At 74.0% G+C, this 25,514-nt stretch carries 26 protein-coding genes; 9 read left to right on the top strand and 17 right to left on the bottom strand.

Translation table 11 applies throughout. From position 1 onward, the window contains the following. Nucleotides 1–104: 104 nt before the first annotated feature. From FHX73_RS43775 to FHX73_RS43750, 6 genes are all read right to left on the bottom strand, one after another. Nucleotides 105–1,268, bottom strand: a complete 1,164-nt coding sequence (locus tag FHX73_RS43775; protein ID WP_145911713.1) for a cytochrome P450 — start codon at nt 1,266–1,268, stop codon at nt 105–107. Between the two features lie 259 nt (nt 1,269–1,527). Then, on the bottom strand, nt 1,528–3,243 hold the full coding sequence (locus FHX73_RS43770) for a methyltransferase (RefSeq protein ID WP_145911712.1): 1,716 nt from the start codon (nt 3,241–3,243) through the stop codon (nt 1,528–1,530). A gap of 49 nt (nt 3,244–3,292) precedes the next feature. After that, nucleotides 3,293–4,462, bottom strand: a complete 1,170-nt coding sequence (locus FHX73_RS43765; RefSeq protein WP_145911827.1) for a 4-hydroxybenzoate 3-monooxygenase — start codon at nt 4,460–4,462, stop codon at nt 3,293–3,295. A 174-nt stretch (nt 4,463–4,636) separates the two neighbouring features. Next, nucleotides 4,637–5,476, bottom strand: a complete 840-nt coding sequence (locus FHX73_RS43760; RefSeq protein ID WP_145911711.1) for a hypothetical protein — start codon at nt 5,474–5,476, stop codon at nt 4,637–4,639. 89 nt (nt 5,477–5,565) lie between these two features. Next, nucleotides 5,566–6,210: a response regulator transcription factor gene (locus FHX73_RS43755; protein ID WP_145911826.1), complete on the bottom strand. Its 645-nt coding sequence runs from the start codon at nt 6,208–6,210 to the stop codon at nt 5,566–5,568. 38 nt (nt 6,211–6,248) lie between these two features. After that, entirely contained in the window at nt 6,249–7,493 is a 1,245-nt protein-coding gene (locus tag FHX73_RS43750; RefSeq protein ID WP_145911710.1) for a sensor histidine kinase, read from the bottom strand. Nucleotides 7,494–7,647: 154 nt separating this feature from the next. On the opposite strand from FHX73_RS43750, the gene FHX73_RS43745 reads away from it, so the two are divergent. Further along, nucleotides 7,648–8,391, top strand: a complete 744-nt coding sequence (locus FHX73_RS43745; RefSeq protein ID WP_145911709.1) for a hypothetical protein — start codon at nt 7,648–7,650, stop codon at nt 8,389–8,391. 16 nt (nt 8,392–8,407) lie between these two features. Here the strand turns inward: FHX73_RS43745 and FHX73_RS43740 are convergent, their stop codons facing one another. Together FHX73_RS43740 and FHX73_RS43735 are read right to left on the bottom strand one after the other, a co-directional pair. Beyond that, a complete protein-coding gene (locus tag FHX73_RS43740; RefSeq protein ID WP_145911708.1) occupies nt 8,408–9,409 on the bottom strand; it encodes a DUF3048 domain-containing protein in 1,002 nt (333 codons plus the stop codon). Between the two features lie 88 nt (nt 9,410–9,497). After that, on the bottom strand, nt 9,498–10,307 hold the full coding sequence (locus FHX73_RS43735; protein WP_145911707.1) for a DUF6585 family protein: 810 nt from the start codon (nt 10,305–10,307) through the stop codon (nt 9,498–9,500). 91 nt (nt 10,308–10,398) lie between these two features. Here FHX73_RS43735 and FHX73_RS43730 point away from each other — a divergent pair, with 91 nt between their 5' ends. Together FHX73_RS43730 and gap are read left to right on the top strand one after the other, a co-directional pair. Further along, nucleotides 10,399–11,355 (top strand): GlxA family transcriptional regulator, encoded by a 957-nt coding sequence (locus FHX73_RS43730; RefSeq protein WP_145911706.1) that lies wholly within the window; start codon nt 10,399–10,401, stop codon nt 11,353–11,355. Nucleotides 11,356–11,469: 114 nt separating this feature from the next. Further along, nucleotides 11,470–12,468, top strand: coding sequence for a type I glyceraldehyde-3-phosphate dehydrogenase (gene gap / locus FHX73_RS43725; RefSeq protein WP_145911705.1), 999 nt, complete (start codon nt 11,470–11,472; stop codon nt 12,466–12,468). A gap of 43 nt (nt 12,469–12,511) precedes the next feature. On the opposite strand, the gene FHX73_RS43720 is transcribed toward gap, so the two are convergent. Beyond that, on the bottom strand, nt 12,512–13,069 hold the full coding sequence (locus tag FHX73_RS43720; protein ID WP_145911704.1) for a hypothetical protein: 558 nt from the start codon (nt 13,067–13,069) through the stop codon (nt 12,512–12,514). 143 nt (nt 13,070–13,212) lie between these two features. Between FHX73_RS43720 and FHX73_RS43715 the strand changes: the two genes are divergently transcribed. The 3 genes from FHX73_RS43715 (at nt 13,213) to FHX73_RS43705 (ending at nt 18,050) form a co-directional block, all read left to right on the top strand. After that, complete coding sequence (locus FHX73_RS43715; protein ID WP_145911703.1) at nt 13,213–15,603, top strand: helix-turn-helix domain-containing protein; 2,391 nt, start codon at nt 13,213–13,215, stop codon at nt 15,601–15,603. A 163-nt stretch (nt 15,604–15,766) separates the two neighbouring features. After that, nucleotides 15,767–16,903, top strand: coding sequence for a serine hydrolase domain-containing protein (locus tag FHX73_RS43710; protein WP_246214255.1), 1,137 nt, complete (start codon nt 15,767–15,769; stop codon nt 16,901–16,903). A gap of 43 nt (nt 16,904–16,946) precedes the next feature. Then, the gene (locus FHX73_RS43705; protein ID WP_145911702.1) at nt 16,947–18,050 is read left to right on the top strand and encodes an alpha/beta hydrolase; all 1,104 of its coding nucleotides are present in this window, start codon (nt 16,947–16,949) and stop codon (nt 18,048–18,050) included. Nucleotides 18,051–18,122: 72 nt separating this feature from the next. Here FHX73_RS43705 and FHX73_RS43700 read toward each other — a convergent pair whose 3' ends face one another. The 3 genes from FHX73_RS43700 to FHX73_RS43690 form a co-directional block, all read right to left on the bottom strand. Continuing rightward, nucleotides 18,123–19,133, bottom strand: a complete 1,011-nt coding sequence (locus FHX73_RS43700; protein WP_145911701.1) for an alpha/beta fold hydrolase — start codon at nt 19,131–19,133, stop codon at nt 18,123–18,125. 130 nt (nt 19,134–19,263) lie between these two features. Then, entirely contained in the window at nt 19,264–19,626 is a 363-nt protein-coding gene (locus FHX73_RS43695; protein WP_145911700.1) for a fluoride efflux transporter FluC, read from the bottom strand. Then, entirely contained in the window at nt 19,623–20,084 is a 462-nt protein-coding gene (locus tag FHX73_RS43690) for a fluoride efflux transporter FluC (RefSeq protein ID WP_145911699.1), read from the bottom strand. Before FHX73_RS43690 ends, FHX73_RS43695 begins: the two co-directional genes overlap by 4 nt. A 141-nt stretch (nt 20,085–20,225) precedes the next feature. On the opposite strand from FHX73_RS43690, the gene FHX73_RS43685 reads away from it, so the two are divergent. From FHX73_RS43685 to FHX73_RS43675, 3 genes are all read left to right on the top strand, one after another. Beyond that, nucleotides 20,226–20,516, top strand: coding sequence for a hypothetical protein (locus tag FHX73_RS43685; protein WP_145911698.1), 291 nt, complete (start codon nt 20,226–20,228; stop codon nt 20,514–20,516). A 171-nt stretch (nt 20,517–20,687) separates the two neighbouring features. Further along, complete coding sequence (gene rpmG / locus FHX73_RS43680) at nt 20,688–20,852, top strand: 50S ribosomal protein L33 (RefSeq protein WP_145911697.1); 165 nt, start codon at nt 20,688–20,690, stop codon at nt 20,850–20,852. Between the two features lie 58 nt (nt 20,853–20,910). Then, nucleotides 20,911–21,159, top strand: a complete 249-nt coding sequence (locus FHX73_RS43675; protein WP_145911696.1) for a type B 50S ribosomal protein L31 — start codon at nt 20,911–20,913, stop codon at nt 21,157–21,159. Nucleotides 21,160–21,221: 62 nt separating this feature from the next. Here the strand turns inward: FHX73_RS43675 and FHX73_RS43670 are convergent, their stop codons facing one another. The 5 genes from FHX73_RS43670 to FHX73_RS43650 are packed head-to-tail and all read right to left on the bottom strand — an operon-like array spanning nt 21,222 to nt 25,377. Beyond that, nucleotides 21,222–21,698: a Fur family transcriptional regulator gene (locus FHX73_RS43670; RefSeq protein ID WP_145911695.1), complete on the bottom strand. Its 477-nt coding sequence runs from the start codon at nt 21,696–21,698 to the stop codon at nt 21,222–21,224. 23 nt (nt 21,699–21,721) lie between these two features. Beyond that, nucleotides 21,722–22,570 carry a metal ABC transporter permease gene (locus FHX73_RS43665; RefSeq protein WP_246214254.1) on the bottom strand — a complete coding sequence of 283 codons (849 nt, stop codon included), beginning with the start codon at nt 22,568–22,570 and terminating at the stop codon, nt 21,722–21,724. Beyond that, nucleotides 22,567–23,481, bottom strand: a complete 915-nt coding sequence (locus FHX73_RS43660; protein ID WP_246214253.1) for a metal ABC transporter permease — start codon at nt 23,479–23,481, stop codon at nt 22,567–22,569. Before FHX73_RS43660 ends, FHX73_RS43665 begins: the two co-directional genes overlap by 4 nt. Beyond that, on the bottom strand, nt 23,468–24,409 hold the full coding sequence (locus FHX73_RS43655) for a metal ABC transporter ATP-binding protein (RefSeq protein ID WP_246214252.1): 942 nt from the start codon (nt 24,407–24,409) through the stop codon (nt 23,468–23,470). The genes FHX73_RS43660 and FHX73_RS43655 overlap by 14 nt, the downstream gene beginning before the upstream one ends. Beyond that, nucleotides 24,406–25,377 (bottom strand): metal ABC transporter solute-binding protein, Zn/Mn family, encoded by a 972-nt coding sequence (locus FHX73_RS43650; protein WP_145911693.1) that lies wholly within the window; start codon nt 25,375–25,377, stop codon nt 24,406–24,408. Before FHX73_RS43650 ends, FHX73_RS43655 begins: the two co-directional genes overlap by 4 nt. Nucleotides 25,378–25,514: the final 137 nt, after the last annotated feature.

The raw sequence follows: 25,514 nt of genomic DNA, 5'->3' as shown, positions 1-25,514 counted from the left end.
GCGGGTCCACCGGGCCTGATGGCTTCCCACTGGCTTCCGGGTGGCTCAGCCCCAGAACCAGAGACGGGCCGGCTTGCGGTTGAAGACGCGACGCAGCACCTGGATCACCTCCTCACCTCTCGGGACGCGTGCCTGACGGTGCGGTGGACGGTGAAGGGCCGCGGGATGGCGCCCTCGACCATGACCGGGCGCGGGTCGCCACCACTGACGGTGATCCGGTGGTCCTGGGTGAGGGCGGTCAGCGCCTCGGTCAGCAGCACCATGGCCACCGACGCGCCGGCGCAGGCGAACGGACCCGCGCCGAACGGTATGTAGGGGCCGCGCGGTTGCGCGTCGGCCCAGCGGCCGGGCCGGAACTCGTCGTGGTCGGTCCAGCCGCGGTCGTCGTGGTGCAGCAGGTAGGGGCTGACCGAGAGCAGGTCGCCCGCGTGGAACGGGACGCCGCCGAACTCGCCGGAGTCCGGCAGCGAGCGGCCGACCATCCAGACCATCGGCCGGTGCCGCATCGCCTCGCGGACGATCCAGTCGGCCGGCCAGGGCAGCTCGCCGTCCCCGGTGTGGTGCGTGCCGGCCAGGAAGACGGACCAGGCCAGGGTGCCGGCCACCGGCGCGACGATCGAGCGGAACATCACCAGGAAGACCTCGGCGACGGTGCGGTCGGGCAGTTCTGCCGGGCATCCGCCGATCACCGCGTCCAGCACGTCGCGGGGTTCGGCCGCCGGGTCCGCGCGCCGGTCGCGGACCTGCTCGGCGATCGCCGCGATGAAGCGGGCGCGCAGCGCCTCGGCCCGGGCCCGCCGCCACACGGTCGGCGCCTCGAAGACCACCCCGCCGTGCACCGCGCGGTCCGTCAACCGCCGTGCGCGCGCAGGCGTCGCGGGGTGCAGCAGTTGGTCGGCCAGCGAGCGGTGGACCAGCTCGGTGGCGGCGTCGGGCCACCGGCTGGCGGCCGGTAACCGTGCCAACTGCCCTGCCAGGGCGGTCCGGTAGTCGGGCAGCCGGCTCCGCAGCAGGTTGCGCACCGCGTGGCCGACCTCGATCTGGTCCGCCCTGGTGGGCAGCAGTTCGCCGAAGAAGCCCGAGCGGTCGGCGTTGAACTCCTCGGCGCGCAGCAGCTCGTGGGCCAGCGCCGGATCGCTCACGCACCAGCCGCCCCACGGGAGGCGCAGCAGCGCGGCCGGTTCGCCCGGTGCGGGCGCTTCGGTGCGCCGCAGCTCCCTCAGGTACCCGAACGGATCGTCGTGAAGCGCACGCCGATAACCTGCCATCACCGACCCCCCGAATGAGACTCCGTCATGCCGGGGGCGCGGTGCTCAACCCGGCTGCGCTGGCTCGTCCTTGCGGTGCAACGAGGAGTGACTGTAGTCCAGCATTCGGGACTCGGGAACGGGTCGTGCAGATTATTTGTTCATTGGTATTCATCGCACGGCTCTGCGAAAGCGGAACAACGTCCTGACCGGCAGGGGAGTCCGCCGAGCCCGGCCGGGAGTCCACCGCGCCCGGCGGCGGACTCCCCCGCAGCCGGCGTCAGGACAGCCGGCTCGCCTCGGCCGGCGCCGGCACCGCGGCCCTGCGGGCGTGCAGCACCGCGGCGTCCAGCGGCAGTGCCGCCCGGCCGACCAGCTCCAGCCCGGCGTCGGCGAACAGCCGGGCGTAGTGGTCGGCGCGGCGCTCGCGGCCGCCGACGTTGCAGCGCATGTGCAGGTCCCAGGCGGTGGCCAGCGAGGGCGACCCGTCCGCGGGCAGCAGCCGCTCGACCACCAGCAGGTCGGCGTGCGCGGGCATCGCGCGGGCGCAGTGGCGCAGGATCTCGCGGCAGCGCTCGTCGTCCCAGTCGTGCAGGATCCGGGAGAGCAGGTAGACGTCGCCGCCTGACGGCACGTCGGCGAAGTCGCCCACCTGGAAGGCGCAGCGCTCGCCGAGCGAGCCGAGCGAGCGGCGGGCCGCCTCGATCACGTGCGGGCGCTCCAGCAGCACCCCGCGCAGCCCGGGGTGCGCGGTGAGGATCCGGCGGAGCAGCTCGCCGTTGCCGCCCGCGATGTCGACCACCGTCCGGGGGCCGGGCGCCGCCGCGCCGGCGGCCGCGATCACCGGGTGGGTCGGCAGCGGCTCGAACATCCGGGTGCTGGCGGCCATCGACTGGTCGAACTGCTCGGCGAGTTCGGGGTCGCGGGCGAAGTGGTCGAAGTGGTTCTCGCCGAAGAGGTGGTCGAAGGCGGTCTCGCCGGTGCGCACGGTGTGGTCCAGCTCCGCGAAGGAGCGGTAGAACGGGCCGCCGTACATCAGGGCCAGCGCGCGCATCGAGGCCGGCTCCTCGGCCCGCAGCAGCGCGCCGACGCCGGTGAGCCGCCAGCCCCCGTCCTGCTCGGCGACCGCGCCGAGCATCGCCAGGTAGCGCAGCAGGGTGGCCAGGGCCTGCGGGTCGGCGCCGACCCGGGCCGCGACCGCCTCGGTGCCGCGTGCCTCGGCGGTGTCCAGCGCCTCGGGCACCCGCAGCCGGGCGGCGCTGGCCAGCGCCTGGGTGGTCCAGGCGCCGGTGAGCAACCGGAGCAACGTTTCGGCGGGCTGGCGGCTCCGGTACTCGTCCAGGTGGGCGGCGAGCACCTCGGGGTGGTCGCCGGCGACGTGCAGCTCGATCCGCCGGTAGTCGGTCTTGGAGCCGGTGGGCGCGGTGAAGTAGAGCACCGTGCCGTCCTCGTGCGGGTTGTAGCCGCCGCCGTCGGCGTGCGCGCCGTGCCGGGCCAGCACCGCGCGCAGGCCGTGCAGCACCAGCGGGTCCGGCCGCTCGACCTCGAAGGCGAGGTGCGCCTCGTGCTGGTGCGCGCGCTCCTGTTCGACCAGGCCGGTGAGCGCGGAGCCCGGCGGCACGGCCAGCGCGAACACCTCGACCTCCCGGCGGGTGCCGTCCAGGCCGAGCACGGCGGGGCGCAGGATCCGCACTTCGAGCTCGGCCGGGTCGCGGCGGTGGCGCTCGGCCAGCCGCTGCCGGACCACCACGCTGGGCTGCGGCGGGCTCTCCACCACCAGCCCGCAGTCGGCGAGTTGGTCGTCCAGGGTGGCCAGGTCGGGCGGGAAGACCAGCACCGCGGTGTGGGCGAACCGGCAGCGCTCCAGCAGGGCCCGCAGTTCGGGGCCGTCCAGCCCGGGCAGCAGCAGCGGGAGCAGGGTGGCGGTGTCGTGCTCCCTGGTGAAGTCGACCGTTCGCCGCAGGCAGGCCTGGTCGGCCTGGATGCTTGTGGTCATCGGTGGGTGATCCTCACTTCGGTGATCGGGGTGGTCCGCGAGGACGGGTTCACAGGCCGACGTAGTGCTCGGCGAACCAGTCCTGCTGGGTGCGCGAGGTGCGCAGGGATTCCAGGCGGGAATCCCGCAGGGCGTCCAGGAACAACGTTTCGGCGCCGTCCGCGCCGGGCGTGCCGTGCAGCAGCCGGATCATCCAGTGCGAGAACTCCTGGGCGCGCCAGATGCTGCTCAGGCAGCCGGCGGAGTAGGCGTCGAGCCCGGCCTGGTCGCCGTGGGCGAGGGCGTCGATCAGGGCGCGGGCGAGCAGCTCGGCCTCCAGCACCGCGAGGTTGGCGCCCTTGGCGGCGGAGGGGCTGATCAGGCTGGCCGCGTCGCCGGCGAGCAGCAGCGAGCCGTGGCGCAGCGGCTCCAGCACGTCGGAGCGCAGGTCGATGAGGGTGCGTTCGAGGATCGGGCCGCGGTGCAGCGGCCCGTACTCCCCGGCCCGCATCCGCAGCTCCAGTTCGGTCCAGATCCGCTCGTCGGTCCAGCTGTCCGGGTCGGTGCCGGGTTCGCACTGCAGGTAGTAGCGGGTGACCTCGGGGGTGCGCGCCATGTGGCCGGCGAAGCCGCGGGGGTGCACGGCGTAGCCCACCGCGTCCAGGCTCGGCGGGGCCTCGGCGAGCAGGCCGAGCCAGCTTATGCCGTGGTCGCGGTGGTGGCGGCGGACGGCGCCGGGCGGCAGCGAGCGGCGGGCGGCGCCGCGCCAGCCGTCGCACCCGGCCACGTACCGGGCCCGCCAGCGGGTCGGCCGGCCGTCGGCGCCGCGCGCGGTGACGGCCGGTTCGGGGCCGTCGGCGTCCTGCACGGCGAGCGCCTCGGTCTCGAACCGGATCCGTCCGCCGTTGTCCAGGTAGCGGGCCAGCAGGTCGGTCACCAGGGCCTGTTGCGGGTAGACGGTGTGCGGTTCGCCCCGGCCGAGCTCGCGGTAGTCCAGCCGGAACCGGCCGCCCTCGGTGCGGAACTCGCAGCTGCCGTGTTCCTCGCCGTGGCGCTTGAGGCCGTCGGCGAGGCCGTGCCGGTCCAGGGTGCGCACGGTGTTCGGAGCGAGGAAGCCCGCGCGCGCCCGGGTCTCCAGGTTCGCGCGGGTGGACCGTTCCAGGATGGTGCAGTCGATGCCGCGGTCGTGCAGCAGGTTGCCGAGCACCAGCCCGGCCGGGCCGGCCCCGAGGATGACCACGTCGGCCTTTTCGCTTGCCGGGTCACACTTCTGACTTTCTGTCACGGGGATCGAGCTTAACCACTGAAAACTATCCAGTTGGTTGAGATTCACTCGAATGGCCAGTCCCTGCCGGCCTGATCGAACGTCAGCCCGCCGCTGGGACGGCCCGACCGGCCAGGATTGCGAATCCCGTCACCAACCGCCCTCGAAGAAGCCCAGCAGTGCGGGCGCCGGATCGGCCGCAGTGCCCGCGTTGGCCACCGCGATCACGGCCAGGGCCAGCGCCGACAGCCCCGCGACCGCGCCGAGCAGCCCCAGCACCCGCCGCGCCCGCTGCTGCTGCGCCCGAACAGCTGCCCGCACGAGCAGCACGCCCAGGCCCACCAGCGCGACGGCCAGCACCGTCGCCAGCACGGCGATCACCAAGTGGTAGCGCCCGAAGTCGTCGACCATCACCCGCAGTGCGGCGGGCTCCCGCCCCGCCGGACCGCTCCCGTAGCCCGTCAGCCCCTGCCGCACCTGAGCGACCGCGCCACCGACCGCACCAGCATCACCACCATCGCCGCCACCGCCACCCGTCGGAAGCATCGTCAGCAGCGAGGCGAACGGCGCCAGCGTCCCCTGCACGTTGGCCAGCACCAGCAGCACCGAGAACGCCGCCGCCAGCGTGGCCAGCGCACCCGCCGCACCGGTCGCCCAACCCCGGCCGGCCCCGCCGGCCGCGAACCTCCGCCACAGCCGCGCGCCGAGCACCCCCAGCACGGCGGCCAGCAGCGCGGCGAGCACCGCCTTGGCGAGGTGGTAGCGCGACCAGTAGTCGACGACCCCGGCCAGCTGCGCCGGGTAAGCCCGCTCGCCGGAGCGCCAGTAGGCGACGAACGCCCGCCCGAACTGCGCGGCGAGCGCGGACCGGTCGGCGTACTCGCCGCCGGCCAGCAGCCGCGGGGCCAGGACGAAGGCGGCGGCGAGCACCACCGCGAGGAAGGAGAGCGTGCGCGTGCCCCGGGCGCCCCGGGGTGTGGATGTCGTCATGCCGCCCACTGTTCCGGGGCGGCACCGACGGATCACCGGAGTGCGCCGGACACTCCATGGTGTGGCCAGCCCTACCCTCAGACCCGGGATCAGCCGCCCAGGTAGGCGAGGACGGCGAGCACCCGCCGGTGCTGGGCCTCGTCGGGCGGCAGGCCCAGCTTGGCGAAGACGTTCCCGATGTGCTTCTCCACCCCGCTCGCGGACAGCACCAGCCGCCGGGCGATCGCGGTGTTCGAGTGCCCCTGCGCCATCAGGCCCAGCAGTTGCCGCTCGCGCGCGGTCAGCGCGCCCAGCGGATCGTCGCGGCGCCGCCGGTCCAACAGCCGGGCCACCACCTGGGGGTCGAGCACGGTCGCGCCACGGGAGACCCGGTCCAGCGCGTCCAGGAACTCCTCGACCTCGGCGACCCGGTCCTTGAGCAGGTAGCCGACCGCGCCGGAGCCGTCGGCGAGCAGCTCGGCGGCGTAGGCGGGCTCCACGTACTGGCTGAGGATCAGCACCGGGGCGCCGGGCAGCTGCGCGCGGGCGGCGATCGCCGCCCGCAGGCCCTCGTCGCGCTGGGTCGGCAGCATCCGCACGTCGACCACCGAGACGTCCGGACGGTGCGTCAGCACCGCCGCGACCAGCGCGGGGCCGTCGCCGACGGCCGCCACCACCTGGTGGCCGTCCTCGACCAGCAGGCGCACCAGGCCCTCGCGCAGCAGCACCGCGTCGTCGGCGACCACGATCCGCAGCGGGCGCCGGGCCGCCCCGCCGCCGGGGTCCTCACCGGTCAGCGGCACGGCAGTTCCGCGGTGACGGTCGTCGGGCCGCCGGCGGGGCTGGCGACGCGCAGTCGGCCGCCGACCGCGCCCACCCGCTCCTCCAGTCCGCGCAGCCCGTGCCCCTTGCCCGGGGCCGCGCCGCCCACCCCGTCGTCGCTCACCCAGACCCGCAGGGTGCCCGGCGCGTGGCGCAGGCCGACGGTGCAGCGCTCGGCCCGGCTGTGCTTGGCCGCGTTGGCGAGCGCCTCGGCGACCACGAAGTAGGCGGCCGACTCGACCGCCGCAGTCAGCTGACTGTCCGTCAGGTCAGCGTTTTCGTCGTCCAGTTCGGCCGGCACCGGCGAGCTGGCGGCGAGCACGGCCAGCGCCGCCCGCAGCCCCCGGTCGGCCAGGATCGGCGGGGCGATGCCGCGCGAGAGCGCCCGCAGCTCGTCCAGCGCCTCCCGGGTCTGCGCCAGCGCGTCGGTCAGCGCCTCGCGCACCGCCTCCGGCCGGCTGTCCAGGTGCCGCCGGGCCCGGCCGAGTTCCAGCGCCAGGCGGACCAGCCGCTGCTGCGGCCCGTCGTGGATGTCGCGCTCCAGCCGGCGCAGCGCCGCCCCCTCCGCGCCGGCCTCGGCCGCGGCCCGGGCCCGGGCGGTCCGGTCGGCGAGCAGCGCCCGCCCGAGCCCGGCCTGCACGGCGACGCAGGCCCGGGTGGCCAGCGGGAGGGTGAGCAGCAGGGAGAGCCCGAGGGTGACGGCGAAGGCGGTCCGCTCGCCGGGCGAGGTGAGCCCCAGGCTCAGCGCGACGTGCGACTGCTCGCCGCCCGCGTACAGCGTCATCGGCCGCAGGGTGCCGGGCCGCACCTCGACGCGCAGCGGGAAGCTGACGGTGGCGAGCCCGACGAACCACCACATCGCCGTCACCGCCCAGGTGGCCAGCGTCAGCGGCAGCAGGGCCAGCGCGTGCAGCGGCTCGCGCCAGGAGGCGGGCCCGACCCGCCGCCAGGCCCCGCTGCGGGCCCCGACCGCGCCGATCCGCCACCACTCCAGGTCGCCCGCCCACCGCGCCGGGCCCCGCGCCCGGGCCGACGACGGCACCCCGGGCGCCGCGAGGACCAGGCCGGCGGCGGCCAGCGCCAGGCCCGCCACCGCGGTCACCGGCGCGGTGAGCAGGTACAGCGACTCGGCGCAGCAGCGGCGCCCGGCCCGGATGACGGGCGCGGTGCCGGGCCGCCACCGGCGCACGCCCACGGGGAGCAACGACTCGGCCATTGCCCCAGCATACGAGCAGCCTCCCCGGCCCCGTGACGGGTTCGTCCGCGCACCGATGTTCACCGGTACGTCAGCCGGCCCTCCCCGGGCGGCAACTGAGGCCGGATTGGATCAGACCACTTCAGGTCGACGCCCCGTCAGCGAGGAACACCCGATGAACCGCCGTCACTTCGCCGCCACCGCGACCGCCGCCCCGGCCGAGGCCGCACCGGCCGCCGGGGGCGCGGCCGGCCGGGAGGCGCTGCGCCGTCAGATGCTGGGCGTGCTGGCGGCCGACCTGGACGACCGGGCCACCGCCGCCGTGGAGGTGCCGCGGATCCTGGATGTCTGCTTCACCTGGGAGCCGCCGACCGTCGAGCCCGAGCGGATGGACTTCCTGCTCGCCTACAGCTTCGGCAACCGCGCGCCGGCCGGCGGCGGGGACCCGGCCAAGGTGCTCTACGAGCCCGGCCCGGTGAACGAGGCGCTGGCGGACACCGTGGCCCGGATCCACCGCCGCCGCCCGGTGCCGGTCTACGCGCAGTGGGAGATCGCGCACTTCCTGACCGGCAAGCACGGCCTGACCGACGTCACCGCGATCAACCCGGTGATCGCCGCCGACGGGACCATCACCTACCTGAGCACCTACGGCGTGGCGGCCCAGGTCGCGGCGAGCCGCAAGGGCCTGCCGGGCGGGATCGGCACCGCGGGGGTGGTGGGCTTCCGGGACCATGTCAAGCGCTGCGTGCTGACCACCCGGCTGGCCGGGATCGCTGCGGCGGGTGCCCCGGCCGGCCAGCGGATGCCCGGCGACTACGACCCGCAGTCCGGCCAGGCCTGGACCCGCTCCCGGGCGGTCTACCTGGTGCACGACATGGGCGCCCAGTTGCAGATGCTGGAGCAGGAGTTGCTCGCCTGACTCCACGTCGGACGGGTCAGGGGACCAGCACGACCAGCACCGGCCCGGTGGCGAAGGGCATCGCGCTGCCGTCGGGCAGGGTGTAGGAGGTGCCGCCGTTGGGGTCGGGCCGGTTCCAGGTGACGTTCCACACCTGGCCGCCGCGCAGCACCTGGGCGGTGCCCGAGCCGGTGGTGTGGGTGAACACCTCGTTGGCGGCGCTGCCGGCGTTGTAGTCGGTGAAGCTGCCGGGCACGATGCTGACGTGCTGCACCACCACGGTCGCGGTGCCGGACCAGGAGGAGTGGCCGTCGACGGCGACGTCGTAGCCGCTGCCGTTGTAGTGCACGCCGATGGTGGCGGCGGGCTGACGCCAGGTCATGTCGTTCAGCGGGGTGCCGCCGCCGGGGGCGTCGCCGAACCTGAAGCCGGGTGAACGGGCGGGCACCGAGGGGTACTTGGCGAACAGCTTGTGCGGGTCGACGAAGGTCGGGCCGATCCCGCCGTTGCTGTACAGGCCCGGGTCGGTGATCGGCGTGATGTTGGTCAGGTCGGCCTGGGCGAGCAGCGGCTTGAGCCCGCTGATCGCGCCGCTGTACGCGAAGTCGAGCCGGCCGTACTGCTGGAGCAGCGGGATGTCGGTCTCCCGGGCCGAGCGGACGGGGCCGATGCTGCCCGGCAGGTGGTTGCTGTCGTAGAGGGCGAGGAAGCGGGAGAGGCCGCCCTCTACCTGGATCCAGTAGACGATGTCGGCCTGGGCGAGCCCCTGCTGGAGCGCCTGGGTCTGCCGGCCGACGTTGTCGATCTTCACGGCCAGGGTGTTGCCGGCGGTGCCGACGTTGTCCAGCGGGTTGGGGAGCTGGGTCGCGCTCGGCTGCGGGGTCGGCGAGTTGGCCGCCGACGGGCTGCCGGTCGAGGCGCTGGGGTGCGGCGCGGGCTTGGAGCCGCCGCCGCACCCCTGGACGGCGAGTAACGCGGCGGCCACGAAGAGCAGTCCGGTCCTGGTGCGGCGCGCCCGGGAGTTGGATCGATCGTCCACCGGAGCCCCCTTTCCGGAAAGGCCGGGGCTTTCGGACCAGTGTCACTCCGACGGGCGAACGCCGACAGTCGGCCGGACGGACTTCCCGCTACCGCTGCCCGCGCGCCGACTCGGTCAGGTGGTCGGCGAGGGTGCGGAAGACGAAGAAGTTGGGGATCCGGCTGACCGGCATCGACGTCAAGCTCAGCCAGCGGCCCTGCTGCTTGATCGAGAGGAACCCGCGCTCGGTCTTGATCTGCTGCACCTCGGCCCAGGCGACGCCCTTGTTGCCGGCGGTGAGCCCGTGGGCGTTCACCGTAAACGAGCCGAAGGTCAGGACCTGGCCGGCCTGCACGGCGGCCAGTGCGGGCGGCAGTTGGGCGTTGGTGACCTGCTGCTGGATCTCGGTGCCCCAGGTGACGGGGTCGTGGAAGGTGCCGACCACCCCGCCGTTCACCTGGGTCGTCGGCATGCCGGGCCCGGAGAGCGTGTAGGCGTAAGTGGTGTGGGTGTGCACGCCGTTGCGGGTGTGCCGGACGATGTTCTGCAGCACCGACATCTCCGCCCAGCGGAAAATCGCCATGCTCGCGCCGCCAGTGCCCACCACCGCCACGCCGTGCTCGTGGATGCGCAGTTCACGACCCACATTGACCCGGGCCAGCCTCTTCGACTTGTAGTAGTTCCCCCAGACCAGGACCAGGACGAAGGCCAGCAGCACCAGCCCGACCGCCGGCACGGCCATGATGAGCGCGACGATGATCAGCCCCAGCAGGCCGAGCCCGAACACCATCGCGACCACCGTGCCGACCTTCTGGCCGGTCTTCTGCTCGGACCACTTCCGCCGCCGGGTCGGGTAGAAGGACTGCCGGTGCCCGCCCAGCCCCGCCCGCTCGATTATCGCGTCCACCTGTGCCGTCATCGCTCCCCCTTGAGGTGCCGTCATCATCTGCCTGCCGCTCCTGAACCACGCCGCCGGACCGTTCCCGGTTGCGTTTCCCTACCCTGGTGCTGTGTCGATCACCCGCCTGCGCCGCGTCACCGTCCTCGTCCTCGACGGGGCCAAGCCCCTGGACGTCGGCATCCCCGCCCAGGTCTTCACCAACCGCGCGAGCATGCCCTACGAGGTACGGGTGTGCGGCGCCCGGGCGGGCCTGGTGACCGGCGGCGACGGACTGTCCTACCACGTGGCCGACGGGCTGGAGGCCGTCGAGTGGGCCGACCTGGTCTTCGTGCCCGGCTACCGGCACCCGGACCGGGAGGACCCGCCGCCGGCCGTGCTGGAGGCGCTGGTCGCCGCGCACGCGCGCGGCGCCCGGGTCGCCGCGATCTCCACCGGTGCCTTCGCGCTGGCCGCCACCGGCCTGCTGGACGGGCTGCGGGCCACCACCCACTGGCACTACACCCGGGCGCTGGCCGCCAAGCACCCGCGGGTGCGGGTGGACGAGAACGTGCTGTTCGTCGACGAGGGCAGCGTGCTGACCTCGGCCGGCGCCGCCTCCGGGATCGACCTGTGCCTGCACGTGCTGCGCCGCGACCTCGGGGTGGCCGCCTCCAACCACGCGGCCCGCCGGCTGGTCGCCGCGCCCTACCGCAGCGGCGGGCAGGCGCAGTACGTGCCGCGCAGCCTGCCCGAGTCGGTGGGCGAGCGGTTCGCCGCCACCCGCGAGTGGGCGCTGCACCGGTTGGACGAGCCGCTGACCGTGCCGATGCTGGCCCGGCACGCGGCCGTGTCGCCGCGCACCTTCTCCCGCCGGTTCGTCGAGGACACCGGGTACACGCCGATGCAGTGGGTGATGCGGGCCCGGGTCGACCTGGCCCGGGAACTGCTGGAGCGCTCGGAGCGCAGCGTCGAGCAGATCGCCACCGAGGTCGGCCTCGGCACCGGCTCCAACCTGCGACAACACTTCCAGCAGATCCTCGGGACCTCCCCGGTGGAGTACCGGCGCACCTTCACCCGGGGCGAATGATCCATTTGGCACGATCCTTGCGGACCTTGGCATTGTTGCCACTGCCGCCGGGCTGTCCGACGCACCAGAGTGGAGGGCGTCAACCCGGACACCCCGGTTAAGGAGCAAGACCCGATGACCCGCATCGCCATCAACGGCTTCGGACGGATCGGCCGCAACGTCCTGCGCGCCCTGCTGGAGCGCGACAGCAAGCTTGAGGTGGTCGCCGTCAACGACCTCACCGAGCCCACCGCGCTCGCCCGCCTGCTCGCCTACGACACCACGGCCGGCCGCCTCGGCCGCCCGGTGACCGTCGAGGGCGACGAGCTCGTGGTGGACGGCCGCCGGATCAAGGTGACGGCCGAGCGCGACCCCGCGCAGCTGCCCTGGGCCGAGCTCGGCGTGGACATCGTGCTGGAGTCGACCGGCCGCTTCACCTCCGCCACCGCGGCCCGCGCGCACCTGACCGCCGGCGCCAAGAAGGTGCTGGTCTCGGCGCCCGCCGACGGCGCGGACATCACCCTGGCCTACGGCGTCAACACCGACTCGTACGACGCCGAGCTGCACACCATCGTCTCCAACGCCTCCTGCACCACCAACGCGCTCGCGCCGCTGGCCTCGGTGCTGGACGAGCTGGCCGGCATCGAGCACGGCTTCATGACCACCGTGCACGCCTACACCCAGGAGCAGAACCTCCAGGACGGGCCGCACCGCGACCCGCGCCGGGCCCGGGCGGCCGGCGTGAACATCGTGCCGACCAGCACCGGCGCCGCGAAGGCGATCGGCCTGGTGCTGCCGAACCTGGCCGGCAAGCTGTCCGGCGACTCGATCCGGGTGCCCGTGCCGGTCGGCTCGATCGTCGAGCTGAACACCACGGTCTCCCGCGACGTCACCCGCGACGAGGTGCTCGCCGCCTACCGCGAGGCGGCGGCCGGCCGGCTGGCCGGCGTGCTGGAGTACTCGGAGGACGCGCTGGTCTCCGCCGACATCGTCGGCAACCCGCACTCCTCCATCTTCGACTCGGAGCTGACCCGGGTCGAGGGCCGCCACATCAAGGTGGTCGCCTGGTACGACAACGAGTGGGGCTTCTCCAACCGCGTGGTGGACACCCTGGACCTGCTGGCCGGCGCCTGAGCCGCCGCCCCGCAGGTGCCGGCATGGCTGGTCCGCTCCCGGATCAGCCATGCCGGCCCACCGAACTGACGATCCGTTCGGTGAACTCGTCCCGGCCGCCCGCCGGGATCAGCGGCACCGTGAACGAGGTGCCGTCCCGGGTGACCAGCCGGTAGCCGAGCAGGCGGCCGGGCGTGCCCCGGGGGCCGCGCTGGTGGATGGGCCGCAGCCGGGTGACCGTCGGCCAGGGCACGGCCCGGGCCCCGCGGCGGTCGGTGTGCACCAGGCCGCCCGCGTAGAGGTAGAGCGCCCGGGGACCGGCCAGCAGGGCGCGGATGCCGTAGGCCGTGCCGGCGGCGAAGACGAAGAGGAACGCGATCGTCAGCGCCTGCAGCAGCGCGTGCAGCGCGCTGGGCGCGGCCGCCTTGGTCGTCTCCTGGGCGAACGTCAGGGTCAGCAGCAGCGCCAGCGCGGCGCTCCCCCAGCCCACCGTGACCACCCGGTGCGGCGACACCCCGCGCCGCACGTCGGTGAGCTTCCCGAGCCGGTGCGCCCGGGCCAGGGCGGCGACCTCCTCCGGGACCTCCTGCCGCGCGGCCGTCCCCGGTCTGCCGTCCACCATCCGAACCCGCTCCCTTCACCCGTTCCTCGCCCCGCCGATGGTGCTGCCCCGCCCGCCCGCTGAACAGGCCAGGGCACCGGCCATATCTGACCGGCCGTCGCATAGGCTCCTGCGAGGCTGTCGTCGAGGAGGGGAGACGCCTGGTGGGTGATCGGCTCGGCATCCTGTTGCGGGAGCTCCGCGGGCGGGCGGGCCTGACCCAGGAGCAGCTGGCACAGCGCTCGGGGCTCAGCGTGCGCACCATCCGCCGGCTGGAGAGCGGCGGCTCCGCGGGCCACCGGCTGACCACGGTGCAGGAACTGGCCGACGCGCTGGAGCTGACCGCCGAGCAGCGCAGACGGCTGGCGGACGCGCTCGCGGGCGAGCGGCCGGCGACCGACGACGAAGGCGCGCCGGACCCGGCGGACCTCGCGGACCCGGCCGATCCAGTGGACCCGGCACGCTCGGCGGACCGTTTGACGACCCGTCCGCCCGTCCCCCGTGCGCTGGCCGAGGCCGCCGAGGAGCTGGCCCGGGAGATCCGGCGGCGCTGGCGGCGCGAGGAGGAGCAGCGCCGGGTGCACGACCCGTTCCCGCTGCTGGTGCGCTGGCGCCCGGCCCCGGCGGAGCTGACGGACCGTCCGGACAACGTGCGCCGGCTCGGCCCGGCCACCGGGACGCCCGAGCTGTCCGACCCGTCCGAGCTGCCCGAGCTGGACCTGAGCGGCGACCTGCACCGGGTGGCCGAGGTCTACCGGCGGATCTCCTCCGGGCGCCTGCTGGTGCTCGGCCGGGCGGGCTCCGGCAAATCCGTCCTGACCATCCGCTTCGTCCTCGACCTGCTCGACTCCCCCGCACCCGCCGACCGGGTGCCGGTGGTGTTCAGCCTCGGCTCCTGGGACCCGACCGCCCTGGAGCTGCGCGACTGGCTGGCCGAGCGGCTGCTGCGCGACCACCCGCACCTGGGCCGGCGCAGCCCGGGCGGCGCCACGCTGGCCGCCGCACTGCTCGACGCCGACCTGGTGCTCCCGGTGCTGGACGGCTTCGACGAGATCGCCGCCGGCCTGCGCGAGGAGGCGCTGCGGGCGCTCAACGAGACCTCGCTGCCACTGGTGCTGACCAGCCGCCGGGAGGAGTTCGCGGAGGCGGTCAAGGCGGCCAACGCGCCGCTGGTCTGGGCCGGCGGGATCGAACTGGCCGACCTGACGGTGGACGACCTGGCCGGCTACCTGCCGCGCACCGCCCGCACCGGCGGCGCGAACTGGCGGACCGTGCTGGCGGAGCTGCGCGAGGGGCGGACGGTGGCCGCGCGGCGGCTGGCCGAGGTGCTGACCACCCCGCTGATGGTGATCCTGGCCCGCACCGTCTACAGCGACGAGCCGGACCGCGACCCGGCCGAACTGCTGGACACCGCGCGGTTCCCGAGCGAGCGCGCGCTGGAGGAACACCTGCTGGCGGGCTTCGTGCCGGCCGTCTACCGCCGCCGGGCACCGGGCCCCGACCGGGGCGGCGCCGGCCGGGGCCGCTGGGACACGGAGCGCGCCCAGCGCTGGCTCGGCTACCTGGCGCACCACCTGGTGCGGTTCGACCGGGACCGGCAGGACCTGGCCTGGTGGCAGCTGGGCGAGTCGCTGCGCTACTCCAGCCGGGTGCTGGCCGTGGTGCTGGCCACCACCTTCTGCGTCACCTTCTCCTCCTGGCTGCTCAGCCCGCTGGTGGTCGGGGGCGGGATCGCCGACGCGGTGCTGCTGGGCACCATGGTGGGGCCGGTGGCGGGGCTGGCCTTCGGCAGCGTGTACGCGGTGACCATCGCCTACCGGGGCGGCGCCGTGTTCGAGCCGAGCCGGGTGCGGCTGCGGCTGCCCCGGGGCAGAGGCAGCGTGGACCGCCCGGTGCGCCTGGTCCGCACGGTGGCGCTGCGGTGCGCGGACGGGCTGCTCGGCGGGGTGGTGGTGGGCGTCGGCTACGCGTGCGCGCTCAGCCTGGAGCGGGCGATCTACTTCGGGGTGCCGCTGGACCGGCCCGCGCTGTTGGAGGGCACGAAGGTCAACATGCTGGTCTTCGGGCTGGTCTTCGGCCTGGCCGGCGCCCTGGTGCTAGGCGCGGCGGCGGCGCTGGAGGCCCCGGTGGACGTCAGTTGCGCGGCAACGCCCACCAGCCTGCTCGCCTCGAACCGGGCGACGGTGGGCCGGCAGGTGCTGGTGCTGGCGCCGCTGCTGGCGCTGACCATCGCGGGGACGGGGCGGGTGGCCGTGGAACTGCTCCAGGGCACCCTGGGCCAGCTGAGCTGGGGGTTGTGGGACGGGCTGTTCATCGGGGCGGTGGCCGGGCTGGGCGGCGCCGCCTCCTACGCCTTCGCCTTCACCGCCTGGGGCCAGTGGGTGCTGCTGTCGCGGATCTGGCTGCCGCTGACCGGCAACCTGCCCTGGGACACCGTCGCCTTCCTGGACGACGCCTACCGGCGCGGGGTGCTGCGCCGCACCGGCGCGGTCTACCAGTTCCGGCACGCCCGGCTCCAGCACCACCTGGCCGGGCGCCTCGACCGGGCGGCCTGACGGGCGGTCAGTTCAGCATCCATTGGCCAGTCGGCAGGTACATGACGGCAGGTCAGCGGCACCGTCCGCCGACCGGTCACAAATGGCCGCCGCCGTGGCCTGGGCCCCGGCCGGGCGGTAGCCGAGGCTGGGAGCCGTCCACCCCACCCGAGGAGCGAGCCCCTTGAAGCCCGTACGACTGATCGCCACCGCCGCCGCCGCACTGACCCTCGCCACTCTGGCCGGCACCGCCCCGGCCCAGGCCGACATGCCGACCGCCATCGGCCTGCTGCAGGCCGGCGCCCAGCAGGGCGTCAAGGACGGCTACCCCGGCGTGATCGGCCTGCTCCGCGACGGCGACACCGTCCGCTACGCACAGGCCGGCACCGGGGACACCGCCACCGGGGTGCCCGCCGACCCGAAGGCGCAGTTCCGGATCGGCAGCAACACCAAGGCGTTCACCGCCACCGTGCTGCTCCAGCTGGAGGCGGAGGGCCGGCTCTCGCTCGACGACACCGTGGCCAAGTGGCTGCCCGGCGCGGTCGCCGCCAACGGCTACGACGGCAGCAAGATCACCCTGCGCGAGCTGCTCAACCACACCTCCGGGCTGCCCGACTACGACAACGCCGTCCAGTTCGCGCTCTCCTACAGCACCGACCCGAACCGCGCCTGGCCGCCGCAGAGCCTGGTCGACCTGGCGCTGGCCCAGCACGCCCCGAGCGCCGCCCCGGGGCAGCAGTGGAGCTACGCCAACACCAACTTCGTGCTGGCCGGCATGGTGATCAAGGCCGTCACCGGCAACGACCCGGCCACCGAGATCCAGCACCGGATCATCGACCGGCTCGGCCTGACCGGCACCAGCTTCCCGACCAGCGACCCGACCCTGCACGGCAACTACCTGCACGGCTACGAGTACCAGTGGCTGGGCCTGACCCGCGCCGACGTGACCGTCTCCAACGTGCAGGCCTTCGGCCCGGCCGGCGCGATGGTCTCCACCCTGGACGACCTGGCCGCCTTCACCCGGGCGCTGCTCAACGGCACGCTGCTGCCGCCCGCCCAGGAGGCCGAGCTCAAGACCACCGTGCCGACCACCAACACCGGCATGCGCTACGGGCTCGGCATCGCCCAGGAGCAGACGTCCTGCGGCAAGACGGTCTGGACCCACAACGGCGCGGTGCTCGGCTACTTCTCCTTCTGGGCGGCCACCGACGACGGCCGCCAGCAGCTGGTGGAGGCGAACGACGAGTACCACTTCGACGCGGGCACCAAGGGCATCCAGGACACCGGGACCGCCGCGTTCAACGCCTTCTGCTCGCTCTGACCCAGCGTCACGTCCACGCTCCCGACACCCTCAAGGACCACCGATGACCGCCCGACCCACCACCGGCCGACCCACCACCGGCCGCCGCGCGCGCCTGCGGACCGCGCTCGCCACCGCCGCCCTGGCCACCACGCTCTTCACGGCCGCCCCCGCCGCACACGCGGACACCGCCGTCCCGCCGACGCTGACGAACGGGTTCGGGCTGACCCAGGTCGGCTCCCCCGTGGTGCACTCCGCCACCGACTTCAGCATCACGGTGACCACCCCGCAGCTCTCCGGCACCCACGAGATCCGGATCTTCCTGCCCAAGGACTACGCCGCCGAGCCGGGCAAGCGCTGGCCGGTCGTCTACTTCCTGCACGGCGGGGCGGGCACCGCGGACGACGCGGCCGCCGCGCCCGCGCTGCACTCCGACTCGGCGATCACCGTGGCGCCGGACGGCGGCCTGAAGGGCTGGTACGCCGACTGGGTCATGCAGAACACCGTGCTGGGCGCGGCGAACTGGCAGACCTTCCACCTGGACCAGGTGGTCCCGTTCATCGACGCCAACCTGCGCACCCTCACCGACCGGGCGCACCGCGCGGTGGTCGGCCTGTCGATGGGCGGCTACGGCGCGCTGCACTACGCCGAGGCCCGCCCCGACCTGTTCGGGCACACCGCCTCGCTCTCCGGCGGCATCGACCTGGACCAGGTGGCGATCCGCGGCACGGTGGTGGCCACCGAGCTCAACCTGCCGAACGCGATCTGCGCCGCCAGCACCTCCGGGCTGAACGCCGGCGGGTGCGCGACCTACGGGCCGGTGGTGGACAGCGACGCAGTCTTCGGCTCGCCGTACCCGGTGTTCGGCGCGGACCACGTGTGGACCGAGCTGAACCCCGCCAGTCCGGCCAACCTGGCCAAGCTGGCGAACACCGGCATCGACCTGTACACCGGCACCACCGCGCCGATCGACGCGTTCACCGCGATCGCCAGCCACACCGTGAAGGACCGGCTGGACCAGCTCGGCATCCCGAGCCGGCTGGACGACTACGGCAACGGCTCCACGCTCTCGCCGACCTGCGACGGCGGGCACGACTACGGCTGCTGGGCCCCGGCCTTCGCCGACTACATGCCGCGCCTGCAGGCCGAGTTCGACGCGGCGAACTGAGCTCCCGTCGGGGGTGGGCGTGCAGGGGCGCCCACCCCCGACGGGCCGTCCCGACGGGCCGTCAGCCGCGGCTCAGCGGGCGAACAGCGCCTTCAGCGCGGCGGTCACCTGGGCCGGCTGCTCCTCCAGCACCCAGTGGTTGGCGCCGGCCAGGTCGACGGTGGTGACGTCGTCGGCGATCCGCTTCTTCAGGTCGGTGCCGATCCCGGCACCCATGCTGTACTGGCCGCCGAGGCCGAGCACCGGCATGGTCAGCCGGCCGCCCTGGGCGAGCAGCGCGTCCACCTCCCGCTCGCCGGTGTCCTGCTGGCGGAAGTACTCGAACCCGGCGTGCGTGCTGCCGGGGCGGCTGTAGGCCGCGATGTACTTCTTCTGCTGGGCGGGGGCGGGCTCGCCGCCACCGCCGGCGGCGTCGCGGGTGTAGATCGACCCGTAGAAGGTCTTCTCCCGGCCGGCCACCAGCTGCTCGGCCACGCCGTCCTGCTGGCCGTTGATGAAGGAGTCCCACCACAGCTTGTCCGGGAGGGCGGCGACCAGGTCCAGGTAGTCGGTGGTCGGCGGGGCCTCCATGACGGCCAGGTGGGCGACCGTCTCCCGGTAGCGGGCCGCGTAGGCCAGCGCGACGGCGCCGCCCCAGTCGTGGCCGGCCACGTCGATCTTGGCGTCGCCGAACCCGAGCTTGCCGACCACGGCGTGCACGTCGGAGGCCAGGGTGAGCGCGGAGTAGCTGCCGTAGGCGTCGCTGTCGGCGGCCTGGGAGAGGCCGAGCCCGCGCAGGTCCACGGCGATCACGGTGTGGTCGCCGGTGAAGGCCGGGGCGACGGTGTCCCAGGCCTGCAGGGTCTCCGGCCAGCCGTGCAGCAGGACCAGAGCGGGCCCGTGGCCGGCCACCGCGTAGTGGATCCGCAGGCCGTCGTTGACCGCGTAGCCGTCCTTGAAGCCGGCGATCGAGCCGGGCGCCGCCGAGCTGGCCGAGGCCGGCCCGCCGGAGGCGGTGAACAGGGTGGCGGCGGTGGCGGCGGCCACCAGCGCTGCGGCCAGGCGACGCTTGCGGCGGGCCGGCTTGGTGCGTATCGCGGACATCGTTCGCTCCAGGATGATCAACGGTGTGCCGCGCACATGCTACTGATCATCCCGATCGTCCACGATCGTAATCCGGCCATTCTGCGGCCGAATTGACGAACCGTCAGGTCGGGGCCGGCGACCCCGGCCGTCAGCCCCAGAGCGCCTGCCCCAGGGCCACGCCCGTCCAGGCCGCGCCGAGGCCGGCGAAGACGCTGCCGGCGGTGTTGGCCAGGGCGAGCAGTCCGGCACCGTCCTCGGCCAAGCGCAGGGTCTCGTAGGAGAAGGTCGAGTAGGTGGTGAGCGCGCCGCACAGGCCGGTGCCGAGCAGCAGCTGCAGGTGCGGCGGGGCGGCGGCGCCGGTCAGGGTGCCCAGGATCAGGCAGCCGGCCACGTTGATGACGAAGGTGCCCCAGGGGAACCCGGTGGTGTGCCGGGACTGCACCGCACGGTCCGTCAGGAAGCGCAGCGGGGCGCCCAGCACGGCCCCGGCGACGACGAGCAGCCAGTTCACGCGCGCCTCCGGGCGAGCAGCAGACGACGGGTCAGCCGGGCGGCCGCCCAGACGGCCAGCAGCGCGGCCGTCAGGGTCCCGGCCAGGTAGGCCAGGGCGGTGCCGGGGTGGCCGGAGGCGACCAGCTTCTGGGCGTCCACCGCGTAGGTGGAGAAGGTGGTGAAGCCGCCCAGCACGCCGGTGCCGAAGAACGGCCGGAGCAGCGGGTGGGCGGTGAAGCCCTCGGTGACGGTGACCAGGAAGGCCCCGATCACGGCGCACCCGACCACGTTGATCACCAGCGTGGTCCACGGGAAGGCGCCGTGGGCGGTGGGCCAGAGCAGCCCCATCCCGTAGCGGGCGCAGGCGCCGATCGCCCCGCCCGCCGCGACCACCGCGACGGCGGGCCCCTGGCCGCGCCAGGGGTGGGGTGCGGCGGGCGCGGCGGCGGGCGCGCTCTGCGTCTCGGTTCCGGACATCGGCCCCTCCTGGTCGCCGGGTGCCCGGCCTGCGGAAAGCTCTCAGATTACTACCTGTCCGGTGACGCCGTCGGCGTTGCTCTTTGTCCTGGTTCGCCCTGGATGCCTAGCCTGGAGGGCAGTCGAGGAGAGGCGGACACCATGGACCACCGCACGCACGGCGAGCACGGTCACCAGCACGGCGCGGGCTGCGGTCACCAGGCGGTGCCGCACGGCGACCACACCGACTACGCGCACGACGGCCACCTGCACCGGGTGCACGGCGCGCACGTGGACGAGTGCGAGAGCAGCCGCCACGTCGAGCACTCCGGCCACGCCCACGCCCACGGCGAGGGCTGCGGTCACTCCGCCGTCCCGCACGGCGACCACCTGGACTACCTGCACGACGGGCACCGGCACGCCGCGCACGCCGGGCACTGGGACGACCACTGAGCCGCGGGCGCTGAGCCGCACACCGTCATCGGCTGAAGCACGAGCGGGGCCACGGGAATGCCGTGGCCCCGCTTCGGTGTTCCCGGGATCAGCGACTTATTGAAAACGACAACCGTTTCACTATGATGCTGCTTCGACACCCGTCGCACCCACGAGGTCCAGGAGGACGCCATGGCCCGCAGCGAACTGCGCCCGATCGTCAAGCTCAGGTCCACCGCCGGCACCGGCTACACGTACGTGACCCGCAAGAACCGCCGCAACGACCCCGACCGCCTGGTGCTGCGCAAGTACGACCCGGTGCTCGGCCGCCACACCGACTTCCGCGAAGAGCGCTGAGCCCGCCCACCGCGCGACCCCGTCCACGAACCCGCCCACGCACCCCAGGAGCACCCGCATGAAGCCCGGAATCCACCCCGCCTACCGCCCCGTCGTCTTCCGCGACCGGGTCGGCGGCCTCACCTTCCTCACCCGGTCCACCGCCACCAGCACCCGGACCGTCGAGTGGGAGGACGGCAACACCTACCCCGTCGTCGACGTCGAGATCTCCTCGGCCAGCCACCCGTTCTACACCGGCACCGCCCGGGTGATGGACACCGCGGGCCGGGTCGAGCTGTTCAACCGCCGCTACGGCAAGCAGGACTGACACGACGACGGAAGGGCCCCACGGTGCTCCGTGGGGCCCTTCCGTCGTGGTGCCGTCCTCGCTCAGTCCCGGCAGTCGCCGCACAGCCCGGAGAGCTCGACGGTGTGCCGGACCTCGGCGAAGCCGGACAGTTCGGCGACCCGGTCCGCCCAGGCCTCCACCGCGCCGGAGTCCACCGGCGTGCTCAGGCCGCAGCCGCGGCACAGCAGGTAGTGCTGGTGGTCGGGCCCCGGGCGGTAGCGGAACAGCCGCTCCCCGTTGGCGTCGCGCACCATGTCGGCCCGCCCGGCCTCGGCCAGTGCGGCGAGCGTGCGGTAGACCGTGCTCAGGCCCACCCGGGAACCGCCGTTCACCAGGCGGGCGTAGAGCAGCTGCGCGCTGACGAACTCCCCGACGGCGGCCAGCGCGCGCACCACCTCGGTCCGGCGCGGGGTCGGCCGGCCCGGCACCCCCGCGTCCACGGCGGCGGCCCGGTGTGCCCGCCGGGCCGCCGCCTTCTCCTCCGCGAGCACCAGGGCGCTCGCCGTCAGCTCCGTCATGCGCTCCCCCGGGTCCACGGTGTTCAGGCCGCCGCCGGCTCCGGCCCGGCGGGGACGGGGCGACGGCGGCGGACCAGGAAGGTGGCCGCGTAGACCGCGCTCGCCGTCGCCATGATCGCGAAGCTCGGCGGCAGCTTCGGCGCGGCCGCGCTGAGCAGCAGGCCGCCCCACATCTCCAGCACCGCCAGCCCCGCGGAGAGCGCGAGCCCCCGGAACGGACGGTCCGTCAGCCGGACGGCCGCGCCGGCCGGCGCGGCCAGCAGGCCGAGCAGCAGCAGCGAGCCCACCGCCTGGGTGGCCTCGCCCGCGGTCGCGCCGACCAGCACCAGGAAGCCGAACCCGAGCACCCGCACCGGCACGCCGCGGGCGGCGGCCACCGCCTCGTCCAGCGTGGCGAACAGCAGCGGACGGGCGATCACCAGCACCAGCAGGCTGATCGCCCCCGCGATCAGCACCGCGACGGTGGTCTGGTTGCCGTGCAGGCCGAAGATCGAGCCGAACAGCACGCTCGTCCCGGCCCCGCCCTGGGCCGCGCTGCGGGAGGTGGTGTAGATGGTCAGGAAGAACGCGCCCAGGCCCAGGATCCAGGCGAAGACGCCGCCGATCACCACGTCGTCGGGCCGGCCGCGCCGGCCGAGCCCGCCGATCAGCAGCCCGACGCCGATGGTGGCGGCGAACAGGCCCAGGCGCAGGTCGTAGCCGCCGGCCAGGGCCGCCATGGCGCCGGTGAAGGCGACGTGGCTGAGCGCGTCGCCGGTGAAGACCTGCGCCCGCAGCACCAGGAAGTAGCCGACCAGCCCGCAGGCCAGCGCGATGAACGTGCCCGCCAGCAGGGCGTTGCGGAAGAAGTCCTGGCCGAGGATCGAGATCACGCCGCACCTCCGGTCAGCGTCAGCGGCATCCGGCGGCGCTCCAGCGAGTCCCTGAGGTAGCGGAACAGGTGGGCCAGCACCAGGCCGGCGAAGGCGAAGCCGGTGACGAAGAAGCCGAGCGGGTACGGCTGGTAGTAGGCGGCGATCAGCCCGGCCCAGCAGGCGCCGAGCCCGAGCAGCGCGGACAGCAGCAGGCTCGGGCCGGGCCGGGCGGTGAGCTGCTGGGCGGTGGCCGGCGGGATCACCAGCAGCGCGAAGACCAGCAGGGTGCCGGTGATCTGGCTGGCCTCGGCGGTCGCCGCGGCCAGCAGCACCAGGAAGACCGTGCCCAGCAGCCGCACCGGCACCCCGCGCCCGGCCGCGACCTGCGGGTCCAGCGAGGCGAAGAGCAGCGGGCGCCCGATCACCGCGAGCACGGCCAGCACCGCGGCGCCGACCACCGCGAGGATCTCCACCTGTCCGGTGGTGATGCCCAGGAAGTCGCCGAAGAGCAGCGCGGTCGGCCCCTCCAGCAGCCCCTTGTAGAGGCTGATGAAGAGGTAGCCGCAGGCCAGTGCGAAGGCCTGCACGGTGCCGGTGGCCGCCGACTCCTCGGCCCCGCCCTCCTGGCCCTCGCGGCGCAGTGCGGCGATGACCAGGGCGGCGGCGATGCAGAAGCCGAAGTAGCCGAGCGTGGTGCTGAATCCGACCAGCACGGCCAGCGAGGCGCCGGGGAAGGCCGCCACCGAGAGCGAGTGCCCGGCGAAGGCCTGCCGCCGCAGCACCATGAACCAGCCGACCACCGCGCAGACCACGGCGACGATCAGGCCGGCCCGGAAGGCGTTCACCATGTAGGCGTAGGACCACATGTCCTGGAAGTCGGCGACCGGGTTCCAGGAGAAGACGGGTGACGTGTCGTCAGCCAGCAGCACCGGGGCCTCCTCCCGCGACATCGGCGTGGCGGTCGGCGTGCGCGTCGGCGTGCGCGTCGGCGTGGCGGTCGGCGTGCCGGGCGGGCGCCTCGGGCTGGCCGACCACGACCAGCCGCCCGTCGCTGGTGCGCAGCACCTCGACCGGCGTGCGGTACAGCCGGGTCAGCGTCTCGGAGGTGATCACCTCGTCCGGCGTGCCGGCGACGGCGCCGCCCTCGGCGAGGTACACCACCCGGTCCAGCTGGTGCAGGATCGGGTTGACGTCGTGCGCGACCATCACCACCGAGACCTGCTCCTGTCGGCAGATCCGCCCCAGCAGCGCGGCGACCGCGCTCTGGTTGGGCAGGTCGAGGCTGTCCAACGGCTCGTCCAGCAGCAGCAGTCGGGGCCGGCGGACGAGCGCCTGGGCGATCAGCAGCCGCTGCTGCTCGCCGCCCGAGCACTGGCCGATCGGGCGGTGCGCGTAGGCGCTCGCGCCGACCAGCTGCACGACCTCCTCGACCCGGGCCAGGGCGGCCCGGCGCTTGGCGCGGCCCAGGAACGGGACGGGGACCCCCCACTGGTCCCCGTCCAGGCCGAGCCGCACCACGTCCACGCCGCGGATCCGGGCGCTGGCATCGAAGTTGCGCCGCTGCGGCAGGTAGCCGACGGCGCGGTTCTGCTCGCCGGGCCGGCCGCCGAGCACGGCGACCTCGCCGGCCGCGGCGGGCAGCAGCCCCAGCAGCACCTTGATCAGGGTGGACTTGCCGACCCCGTTGGGGCCGAGGACCGCGGTGAACTCCCCGGCCCCAACCGTCAGGTCGACGCCCGACCAGAGGGTCCGGCCGCCCACCCGCACTCCCGCGCCGCGCAGCGCCAGCACCGGCGGCACCTCGGGCCGGCCCGGGCCGGCTGCTTCTCGGACCTTCTCGGTCGGGCGGGTGCTCACTTGCCGGTCGCCTGCTTCAGCGCGTCCTCGATGCCCTGCAACTGCTTGACCTGCCAGTCCTGGAAGCTGGCGTTGGCCGGGGCGAGGGTCTCGGTGACCTGGGCGACCGGGATGCCCTGGGCCTTGGCGGCGTTCACCTGGGCGACCACGTCGGGGTCGGAGTTCTGGGTGTTGAAGACGTAGACCTTGATCTGCTTGCCGCTGATCTGCTGGTCGATGGTGGCCTTGTCGGCGGCGGTCGGGTCGGTGCCCTCGCTCTCCGCGTCCAGGAAGGTCTCCGGGGTCAGCATCTTGAGGCCGAGGCTGTCGGCGAGCGGGGTGACGATCGACTCCGAGGCGCCGATCGGGGTGCCGGCGTACTTGGCCTTGATGTCGGACTCAAGCTGGTTGTACTGGGCCAGCGTCTGGTTCTCGAAGGTGCTCTTCTGGGTGTCGAAGTAACCGGCGTCGGCCGGGTCGACCTTCTTGTAGTCGGCGGTGATCTGGTCGATCACCTTGTGCAGGCTGTCCGAGGAGTACCACTGGTGCGGGTTGTCGCCCTCCTTCTTGCCCAGCAGGTCGCCGACCTTGAGCAGGGTGCGGGAGGAGCTCGGGTTGGCCGCGAGCAGCTTGTCCGACCAGGCGTCGTAGCCGATGCCGTTGGTTATCGCGTAGTCGGCGCCGGCGATGGTGCGGCCGTCGGCGGCGGTCGGCTCGTAGGAGTGCGGGTCGGTGTCCGGGTTGGTGATGATGCTGGTCACCTTCACGTGCTCACCGCCGAGTTGGGTGGCGATGCTGCCCCAGAAGTTCTCGGCCGCGACCACCTTGATGGTCTTCGAGCCGCCGCTGCCGGATCCGCCGGAGGCGCTCTTGGAGGCGGAGGCGGTGGAGCAGGCGCTGGTCACGGCGAGGCCCGCGACGGCGGCGGTGGCGACGAGCGCGATCCTCAGCGGACGGCGGTGGGCCTTGCCGGTCTGGACGGCGGTCATGGGTGGGTTCGCTCCTTGCGCACACGGCCCGTGCGAGGGCCGGTTCGGTAGACGTCCATCAGACTAGGTGGCAATGGTTTTCATCACCAGGGGTTCTGAGGACAAGATGACAATCATTGCCAAAGCTTGACTCGGCC

The sequence above is a fragment of the Kitasatospora viridis genome (genome assembly GCF_007829815.1).
GTDB lineage: Bacteria > Actinomycetota > Actinomycetes > Streptomycetales > Streptomycetaceae > Kitasatospora > Kitasatospora viridis.
Note: the sequence above shows the minus strand (reverse complement) of the source record. Positions and strands in the feature narration are given on the sequence as shown.

What these genes read in the sequence shown, in the direction of transcription:
- FHX73_RS43735 (WP_145911707.1), bottom strand. Translation starts at nt 10,307, where the DNA reads ATGACGGCACAGGTGGACGCGATAATCGAGCGGGCGGGGCTGGGCGGG.
- FHX73_RS43760 (WP_145911711.1), bottom strand. Translation starts at nt 5,476, where the DNA reads ATGACGACATCCACACCCCGGGGCGCCCGGGGCACGCGCACGCTCTCC.
- FHX73_RS43720 (WP_145911704.1), bottom strand. Translation starts at nt 13,069, where the DNA reads ATGGTGGACGGCAGACCGGGGACGGCCGCGCGGCAGGAGGTCCCGGAG.
- FHX73_RS43775 (WP_145911713.1), bottom strand. Translation starts at nt 1,268, where the DNA reads ATGGCAGGTTATCGGCGTGCGCTTCACGACGATCCGTTCGGGTACCTG.
- FHX73_RS43685 (WP_145911698.1), top strand. Translation starts at nt 20,226, where the DNA reads ATGGACCACCGCACGCACGGCGAGCACGGTCACCAGCACGGCGCGGGC.
- FHX73_RS43670 (WP_145911695.1), bottom strand. Translation starts at nt 21,698, where the DNA reads ATGACGGAGCTGACGGCGAGCGCCCTGGTGCTCGCGGAGGAGAAGGCG.
- rpmG (WP_145911697.1), top strand. Translation starts at nt 20,688, where the DNA reads ATGGCCCGCAGCGAACTGCGCCCGATCGTCAAGCTCAGGTCCACCGCC.
- FHX73_RS43705 (WP_145911702.1), top strand. Translation starts at nt 16,947, where the DNA reads ATGACCGCCCGACCCACCACCGGCCGACCCACCACCGGCCGCCGCGCG.
- FHX73_RS43690 (WP_145911699.1), bottom strand. Translation starts at nt 20,084, where the DNA reads ATGTCCGGAACCGAGACGCAGAGCGCGCCCGCCGCCGCGCCCGCCGCA.
- FHX73_RS43675 (WP_145911696.1), top strand. Translation starts at nt 20,911, where the DNA reads ATGAAGCCCGGAATCCACCCCGCCTACCGCCCCGTCGTCTTCCGCGAC.
- gap (WP_145911705.1), top strand. Translation starts at nt 11,470, where the DNA reads ATGACCCGCATCGCCATCAACGGCTTCGGACGGATCGGCCGCAACGTC.
- FHX73_RS43750 (WP_145911710.1), bottom strand. Translation starts at nt 7,493, where the DNA reads ATGGCCGAGTCGTTGCTCCCCGTGGGCGTGCGCCGGTGGCGGCCCGGC.
- FHX73_RS43770 (WP_145911712.1), bottom strand. Translation starts at nt 3,243, where the DNA reads ATGACCACAAGCATCCAGGCCGACCAGGCCTGCCTGCGGCGAACGGTC.
- FHX73_RS43745 (WP_145911709.1), top strand. Translation starts at nt 7,648, where the DNA reads ATGAACCGCCGTCACTTCGCCGCCACCGCGACCGCCGCCCCGGCCGAG.
- FHX73_RS43650 (WP_145911693.1), bottom strand. Translation starts at nt 25,377, where the DNA reads ATGACCGCCGTCCAGACCGGCAAGGCCCACCGCCGTCCGCTGAGGATC.
- FHX73_RS43700 (WP_145911701.1), bottom strand. Translation starts at nt 19,133, where the DNA reads ATGTCCGCGATACGCACCAAGCCGGCCCGCCGCAAGCGTCGCCTGGCC.